9 protein-coding genes and 1 pseudogene are annotated in these 7801 nt (G+C 74.3%); 6 read left to right on the top strand and 4 right to left on the bottom strand.

The features are described from left to right. Positions 1-230 precede the first annotated feature (230 nt). Positions 231-875: a dihydrofolate reductase family protein gene (locus ACWGB8_RS19375; protein WP_452214728.1), complete on the top strand. Its 645-nt coding sequence runs from the start codon at positions 231-233 to the stop codon at positions 873-875. Positions 876-1274: 399 nt separating this feature from the next. Beyond that, positions 1275-1556, top strand: coding sequence for a hypothetical protein (locus ACWGB8_RS19380; protein WP_452214729.1), 282 nt, complete (start codon positions 1275-1277; stop codon positions 1554-1556). Between the two features lie 83 nt (positions 1557-1639). Here ACWGB8_RS19380 and ACWGB8_RS19385 read toward each other — a convergent pair whose 3' ends face one another. Next, on the bottom strand, positions 1640-2134 hold the full coding sequence (locus ACWGB8_RS19385) for an RICIN domain-containing protein (RefSeq protein WP_452214730.1): 495 nt from the start codon (positions 2132-2134) through the stop codon (positions 1640-1642). On the opposite strand from ACWGB8_RS19385, the gene ACWGB8_RS19390 reads away from it, so the two are divergent. The 3 genes from ACWGB8_RS19390 (at position 2133) to ACWGB8_RS19400 (ending at position 4097) form a co-directional block, all read left to right on the top strand. After that, complete coding sequence (locus ACWGB8_RS19390) at positions 2133-2699, top strand: hypothetical protein (protein ID WP_452214731.1); 567 nt, start codon at positions 2133-2135, stop codon at positions 2697-2699. The two genes, ACWGB8_RS19385 and ACWGB8_RS19390, sit on opposite strands and share 2 nt — an antisense overlap. Before the next feature lie 213 nt (positions 2700-2912). Continuing rightward, the gene (locus ACWGB8_RS19395) at positions 2913-3173 is read left to right on the top strand and encodes a hypothetical protein (RefSeq protein WP_452214732.1); all 261 of its coding nucleotides are present in this window, start codon (positions 2913-2915) and stop codon (positions 3171-3173) included. Between the two features lie 222 nt (positions 3174-3395). Continuing rightward, complete coding sequence (locus ACWGB8_RS19400) at positions 3396-4097, top strand: DUF3152 domain-containing protein (protein ID WP_452214733.1); 702 nt, start codon at positions 3396-3398, stop codon at positions 4095-4097. A 48-nt stretch (positions 4098-4145) separates the two neighbouring features. Here ACWGB8_RS19400 and ACWGB8_RS19405 read toward each other — a convergent pair whose 3' ends face one another. Next, entirely contained in the window at positions 4146-4790 is a 645-nt protein-coding gene (locus ACWGB8_RS19405) for a response regulator (protein ID WP_452214734.1), read from the bottom strand. Then, on the bottom strand, positions 4778-5932 hold the full coding sequence (locus ACWGB8_RS19410) for a histidine kinase (RefSeq protein ID WP_452214735.1): 1155 nt from the start codon (positions 5930-5932) through the stop codon (positions 4778-4780). Before ACWGB8_RS19410 ends, ACWGB8_RS19405 begins: the two co-directional genes overlap by 13 nt. Before the next feature lie 194 nt (positions 5933-6126). Between ACWGB8_RS19410 and ACWGB8_RS19415 the strand changes: the two genes are divergently transcribed. After that, positions 6127-7320: a serine hydrolase domain-containing protein gene (locus tag ACWGB8_RS19415; RefSeq protein ID WP_452214736.1), complete on the top strand. Its 1194-nt coding sequence runs from the start codon at positions 6127-6129 to the stop codon at positions 7318-7320. Positions 7321-7474: 154 nt separating this feature from the next. Here the strand turns inward: ACWGB8_RS19415 and ACWGB8_RS19420 are convergent. After that, positions 7475-7801: pseudogene (locus tag ACWGB8_RS19420) on the bottom strand (glyoxalase); the annotation flags it as partial.

Below are 7801 nucleotides of genomic sequence, written 5' to 3' on the forward strand. Positions count from 1 at the left end.
GGGGCTGCCGTCGGGGGTGCGGTGCGGGGGCGTGGTGCGGGGCTGCCGTCGGGGGCCGGTCCGGACGACGGCCCCGGACACGGTCCGGCCACCCGGTCCGGACCCGGCCGTTGATCTATCGTGGGCGCGAGTGCCGGTGCCGCTCCCCGGCCCGGCGGCATGAGCAGGGCACCGTGCTGCGCGCTCGACGACCCGCCGGCACGTGCTCTTCGAGGAATCGGGAGTGGCACATGGGCCTCATCCACATCGAGATGTTCGCGACCCTGGACCTCGTCGGCCAGGCGCCCGGCGGCCCCGACGAGGACCCGGAGGGGTTCCCGTTCGGCGGCTGGCAGGCACCCCTGCTGGACGAGGTCACCGGGGCGCAGATCGCCGCCGCGTACGAGGGCACCGACGCCCTGCTGCTCGGCCGGCGCACCTACGACATCTTCGCCGCCTACTGGCCGCACCAGGAGGGCGGCGAGGACGGCGACTTCGCCGCGCTCTTCAACCGCATCCCCAAGTACGTGGCCTCCCGCGGCAGGCCCGACCTCCCGTGGGCCGGCTCCACGCAGCTCGGTCCGGACCTGGCCGCCGCCGTACGCGAGATCCGCGACCGGCACGAGCACGTGCGGGTCGTCGGAAGCCTGAACCTGGTCCAGACCCTCCTGAGCGAGAAGCTCTTCGACCGCCTCGACCTGTGGGTGCACCCGATCGTGCTCGGCGTAGGGAAGAAGGTGTTCGACAGCGGCGCGGTGCCGACGAACGTCACCCTCCTCGAAGCGCCGGCAGCGGGCCCCACCGGCACCGTGTACCTGCGCTACGCACGCGCCGACGGCACGCCCGCCACCGGCGACATGAGCGCGCCCGACCGCGGCCTCGCCCAGGAAGGCTGAACCCGCCCCGCGCCGGGCGGGCCCGTGACGCCGCCCGGCTCTCCACCGCGCACGCGGGGGACTCGGTTTCGACGACCGCCCGGGCGACGGGTGCACCGTCCGCCCCTCCTGCCCCACGGTGCGGGCACGGCGCCCCGATCCGGGTGAATCGCAGGACGGTTGTGGCCGATCCGGCGCCGGGCCGTTGACCTCCGGGGGCGTCCCCGGGTTGGCTCGGGTCGGGGGCCGCCGCAGGCTGCCGCGGGCCGCCGGATGTCGCCGGGGAGGCGGCAGCCCGGCCGTGCGCGCCGGGCGGGGGAGATGAGCCGGACAACCAGGGGAGGAACCGGCATGCGCCGTACGGAACGATCCGACCGAACCGGGCGAGCCGACCGCAGGGGTCGGACCGGGACCGCACGGGTGCGCCGCGCCGCCGCGGTGGCCGCCGCAGCAGTGGCCGGCGTCGCGGTGCCCGCCCACGCCGCCCCGGCTGCGCCCGCTGCGCCGGCCGGGCCGCTCCGGACGACGACCGAGCTGGTCAGCGCGACGCCGGCCGGCACCGTGGCCACCGGGGGGTCGGCCGGCTCGGCGGTGAGCCCGGGCGGCCGCTACGTCCTGTTCGACTCCGACGCCGCCGACCTGGTCCCCGGCGACACCAACGCGGCAACGGACGCCTTCGTCCGCAGGCCAGCCCTCCGCTGACGCCCCGCGTCACCCGCGGCCGGCAGGTGCGGCGCACCGTCAGCTGCTTCGCACCCCCGGTGCCGACCGCCACACACGCTCTGTCACTCCAGGATGTCCCACAGCTGGGTGGCGATGTAGGCGCACGCCCACTGCTGCGCCCGGGCGCCGTCCGCGAGGCTGCTGTCGGCGATCTCCAGGCAGCGCAGCGTCTCCTCGTTGTAGATCATCCACGCGCCGTCCTGCGGCTCCACGTACCAGCGCATCACCGGCAGGTTCTCGCACGCCCACTGCTGTGCCCGCGCACCGTCCTCGTAGCTGCCGTCCGCGATCTCCAGGCACTTGCCGCTGTTGACGTTGACGATGCGGTAGGTGTTGCCCCCCTGCCGCTCGATCCGCCACCGCATCGTTTCCGCGCCCCCGTCGCACAACCACTGCTGGGCGCGGGCTCCGTTGGCGTGACTGATCCATGGGGGGAGCGTGGCACACCCGGGCCGGGACCCGTGCCGAGGTACCCGAACAAGGGCCCGGCCGATCCGCGGGCTGTCGCCGTGGGGTGGTTGCCGCGCCCGGGAGCGTGCCGCGTACGGTCGGCACATGCACGATCAGCGACAGCAGGCGCAGGGCAGCGGCGATCCGGAGCGCGGGTCGGCCGCCCGACCCGTGGATCCCGTCGACGCGGGCACTGCGACGGACGCGCTCGTGTTCGTGTGCGGGACGTGCGGCGTCCCGCTGACGGGGGCGCTCACGCGACTGCCTGCGGTTCCCGAGGCTCCGTACCACCCGTGGTGGGAGACCGACGAACGCGGTCCGTCGCCGGCGACCGTGCCGTCGGGACACTACGCGATCGAGACGCAACCCTACGGCCCGCCCCTGGTCGTCGCCGAGGTCCGCGGGCCGGTGATGCCGCGTCTGGGGGAGCGCTTGAGCGAGGGCAGGCCGCTCGTGTCGCGGGGCCCGCGAGGCAACATCGTCATCAACCCGGACGACGCCCGCGGTCTGGAACTGCAGCACGCGTCACCCGCCTGCTGTGGAGCGACCCCGAACGGCGGCATGAACCAGCTGTGCGCCTGCGGAACCCTCGTCGCGACCCTCTGCTCCGACTGCTGCCTGCCGTACGAGCTCCACCTGTCGGCCGACCACGTCCGCGCCGTTCGCAGCTGAGTCCGCAGGTGCTCGGCGTGCCGGAGCCGGAACCTGCGGTTCCTGCGGGTCGAGTGCATCAAGCGGACCGGCGAACTCTCCCTGACGGGCGCGGCCGGCCTGCCCGGGCTGCAGACCCTGTGGATCTACGACGGCCGGCTGACCGACACGGCCGAACTGGCCGCCGCCGAACGGCTGGAAGAGATTCGACTGGTCGGCGCGAAGACCCCGACCGTGGAGTTCGCCGCTCGACTGCCCCGCCTGGAGCGGCTGGTGCTGGAGAACTGCGGCCCCCTGGACTCCCTCGCCCCGCTCGCGGGCCACCCCTCCCTCGTCGAGGTGGCCGTCGTCGGGGACACCGTCGTCCAGGACGGCGACCTGCGCTCGCTCGCCGACAACCCCCGCCTGCGCGTCGTCGCCGTGGAACGCGGCGCCGCCCACTACAGCCACACCCCCGCACAGGTCCGCCGGGCAGTGCCGCCGGCCGCGCCGTAGGCGGGTGTTCCGACATCGGCCGCGGGGCGAGCTGCGCCCCGGCGCCACCGCGCGGCGGTCGGCGCCGCGGCCTCGCGAACAATGGCGGCGCGGAGGCTGAACCGCGGGGTGGGGTCGGAGCGTGTCCATGGGCGTGACCGTTCTTCTGATGGCCCGAGCATGTCCGGTCGGTGTGCTGCCCGCGCGTGCCGCGATACGCGGCTGCCGTGCGCGGTGGGCCGGGTGAAGGCGCCGGCCCTGAAGGGGCGGGCGGGGTATGCCGCGATCGCACTGGCGGTGGTGGTCGCCGTGGTGGCGGGGCTGTTGTGGTGGCGGCCGTGGGCCGAGGAGGGGCCGAAGCCGTTGGCGTTCACGACGGCGGCCGGCGGCTCGGAGCGCTTCGGGAGCGGTGGGCAGCTGTTCCGGTACAAGGTGCGGGCGGAGGACGGGATCAAGGGGGTGAGCCCGGCGCAGTTCGCCGCCGAGGTGGACCGGATCCTCGGGGACACCCGTCGCGGGTGGGCCGCGGACGGCACCCGGTCGTTCCAGCGGGTGGCCGCGGATCCGGTGGACTTCACGGTCTACCTGGCCAGTCCGGAGTCCACGGACCGGATCTGCGGCCAGTACGGGCTGGACACCGGCGGCTGGGTGAACTGTGCGGCGGGCCGGCAGGTCGTCATCAACCTCAAGCGCTGGACGGAGCTGTCGGAGTTCTACGTCGGCAAGCCCGAGCTGTACCACGCCCTGAGCGTGAACCACGAGGTCGGGCACTTCCTCGGCCAGGGCCACGTCGAGTGCCCCGGCCGAGGTGCCCCGGCGCCGGTGATGATGCAGCAGATCAAGGGCCTGCACGGCTGCGTGCCGAACGGCTGGCCGTACGCGGAGGATGGCACCCTGCTGACCGGCCCGCCGGTGCCGCCGCCCGCGCCCGCCGGCACGCCCTGACGCCGACCGTGACAGCAGCCCCCGTGCCCGGCCGGGCACCGACCCGCATCAGCGGTGGCTGAGGTAGGTGAGCACGGCGAGGACGCGGCGGTGGCCGCTGTCGGCGGGCGACAGGCCGAGCTTGGCGAAGATGTTGCCGATGTGCTTGTGGACGGCGTTGTCGGTGATGACGAGTCGGGTGCCGATGGTGGTGTTGTCGTGTCCTTCGGCCATCAGGGCGAGGACCTCGCGTTCGCGCGGTGTGAGGGCCGCGACGGGGTCGCGGGTGGGGCGGGTGAGGAGTTGCCCGATGACCTCGGGGTCCATGACGGTGGCGCCGGCGGCGACCCGCCGCAGTGCGTCGGTGAACTCGCTCACCCGGCTCACCCGGTCCTTGAGCAGGTAGCCGACGCCGCCGCGCCCGTCGGAGACCAGCTCGCCGGCGTACTGCTGCTCGACGTACTGGGAGAGGACGAGTACGGGCAGGCCGGGGTGGCGGCGGCGGGCGTGGAGGGCGGCATGGATGCCCTCGTCGCGGAAGGTCGGCGGTAGGCGTACGTCGACGATCGTGACGTCGGGGCGGTGCTCGGCGACGGCGGCGAGGAATCCGGCGGCGTCCTGGGTGATCGCGGCGACGTGGAAACCCTTGGCGGTGAGGAGCAGTTCGAGTCCGCCGGCGAGCAGGACGTTGTCCTCGGCGATCACGACGCGCATGCCAGGCTCACCGTCATCGTGGTGGGTCCGCCGTGCGGGCTGTGGAGGCGGACGGTGCCGTCGAGTGCCCGGACGCGGTGGCGGATCCCGGTGATGCCGGTGCCCCGGGTCTCGTCGGCGCCGCCGATTCCGTCGTCGGTGACCTCGATCGACAGCCGGTCGCCGGTGCGTGCGACGCGGACGGCGGTCCGGGTGGCCCGGCTGTGCTTGGCGGCGTTGGTGAGCGCTTCGGCGACGGTGAAGTACGCGACGGCCTCGACGGCGGCGGGGACGGCGCCGAGGGTGCCGATGTCGAGGGTGGTGTCGATCGCGGACCGGGCGCCCAGTGCGGCCAGTGCCCCGGCGAGGCCGCGGTCGGCGAGGATCGGCGGGTAGATCGTCCGGATCACGGCACGGAGTTCCGCCATGGCCTCCTCGGTGTTCTCCTGTGCCTCGGCCAGGAGTCCGGCCACCGTCCGGGGGTCCTCGTCCAGCAGTTCGCGGGCCACGCCCAGCCGGATCGCGGCGGCCACCAGGCGGGCCTGGGCGCCGTCGTGCAGGTCGCGTTCGATCCGGCGCAGTTCCGCGCCGTGCGCGTCCATCGCGCCGGCCCGGGTCTCGGTCAGCGTCTCCACGCGCTGGGCAAGCCGGTCGGCGGCCGAGGGGGACAGCAGCGCGACGCAGATCCGGGCGTGCACGCGTGCCAGCAGGGGGGCCAGCCAGTACGTCAGGGCCGCGAGGACCAGGAACTGTGCGGTCCCCAGGGTCAGCGCGGTGCCCCACCCGGTCAGCGGGACACCGGCGGCGAAGCCGCCCGCGCGGGTGCCGGCGGGCAGCGCCCACCACAGGGGCACGGTGACGGCCGTGGTCACCGCGTTGCCCGCGCACAGCACCGTGACGAGCCCGAACGCCAGACCGGTCACCACGGATGCGCCCAGCCACCCGAGGGCCCGCCACGGACCGACCCGGACGGGAGCGGACGGCGGACGGCGCAGTAGCCGCTCGGCGCGGCGACGGTGCCAGGACGCGTAGGGGCGGGCCGCCGCCGGGACGAGGAGTACCGGCAGGGCGAGCAGGGTGAGAGCGGCGGTGCCCAGGTTGGCCAGGAGGTAGCCCAGGGCGCGCCGGGTCGCCGGGGGCCGGCCGGGTCGGAGGTGGTTCATCCGGCCAAGTCTGCGGCACGGCCGGGGTGCCTGGCACTACAGCCCACTACCCCGAATTTCCGGCGGTGGGCGGTACCGCGCGGTCGCCCCGACCCGGCCTAGCGTCACTGCCCATGACGAACTCTCCGATGCATTCACCGCGGCGGCGCGGCCGGTCCGTGCGGCGGCACCTGGCACTGGCCGCCGTCGTGACCGTGGCCCTGTCCACCGGCGGGCCGGCCGCGACGGCCGCCGGGCAGCACGACGACCGAAGCGGGCTCCAGCACGAGGACCGGAGCGGGTTGCAGAGCGACGACCGAGCCCGGCTGCAGCGCGGTGCCGATGCGGTCACCGCGCTCGGCGTGACGGGGGTGCAGGTCCGCCTGGTCACCTCCGACGGCCGGAACCTCACCGCCACCAGCGGCGTCGGCGATCTGACGGCCCGTACGCCCGTTCCTGCGGACGGCCACTTCCGGATCGCCAGCGTGACCAAGACCTTCGTGGCCACCGTGATCCTGCAACTCGTCGGCGACGGCAGGATCGCCCTGGACGACCCGGTCGAGCGATGGCTGCCCGGCGTGGTGTCCGGCAACGGCAACGACGGGCGCCGGATCACCGTCCGCCACCTGCTCCAGCACACCAGCGGCATCCACGACGACTATCCGGACTACACCTCGGCCGAGGACTTCCGGCAGCACCGCTTCGACTCCTACACCCCCGAGCAGACCGTCGCCCGGGCGATGGACCACCGCCCGGACTTCCGGCCCGGCACGCGCTGGAGCTACGGCAACACCGGGTACGTCCTGCTCGGCATGATCATCGAACGGGTCACCGGGCACCCCTGGCACGAGGAGGTGCGGGACCGGATCGTGCGGCCGCTCGGCCTCGACCACACCTTCCGGCCGGCTCCCTCACCCGCGCTGCCCGAGCCGCACGCCCGGACCTACCAGCGGTTCGGGGCCGGGGAGCCGCTGGTGGACGTCACCGAGCAGGTCGGCCAGGGCATCAACGGCGAGGCCGGGCTCGTCTCCACCACCGAGGACCTCAACCGCTTCTTCCGGGCTCTGCTCAGCGGCCGGCTCCTGCCGCAGGCGCAGCTGGAGCAGATGAAGCGGACCGTCCGGGTCGGCAAGGAGTTCGAGAAGTTCATGCCGGGGGCCCGCGACGGGCTGGGACTCTTCTCCCGCCCGCTGTCCTGCGGCGGGGTGTACTGGGGCCACGAGGGCGGCGATGCCGGCTGGATCACCGCCACCGGCGTCACCGCCGACGGCCGGCGCAGCGTCATGGTCTCGCTGTCGGGCGTCGTCGCCGCTTCCACGGACGACATCCTGCGCGTGGCGGAGGCGGAGAGCAGGCTGGTCGACGACGCCCTCTGCGGGACTTCGCACCCGGACCGCCGCCCGAACTGAGGCACCCTGTACTGGGGCCCTCCGCACTGAGGCACTCCGCACTGGGGCCCTCCGCACGCAACCGGGGACGGGGCACCTGCGCGCCGCACGGTCCGGCAGCCGCAGGTGCCCCGGCCGGCCCGGGCGGTGACGCGGGCGCGGGCGCGGGCGCGGGCTATGCGGCGCTCTCCCAGGTGTAGCCGTCGGGGTCGGTGAAGGTGTCGGCGGTGCCGGTGAGGACGATGCGGTGCGAGCCGGTGCCGTCGGCGGGGACGTTGAGGTCCTTGGCCAGGCCGCGGCGCTTGTAGAGGGCCAGCTTGACCTGGCTGGACTGGCCGGGGGTGAACTCGGCGTACTTGCCGCCGAAGCTCTTGGCCACGGTCAGGCCCCGGTCGACGTAGTACTGGCGGGTGGCCTTCACGTCCTCGACGCCGAGCAGCAGGACGACCTCGTCGATGTCGCGGGTGGCGGGGCCGGTGTCCTTCTTGGCCGGGGTCGCGAT

Source organism: Kitasatospora sp. NPDC054939, assembly GCF_053610105.1.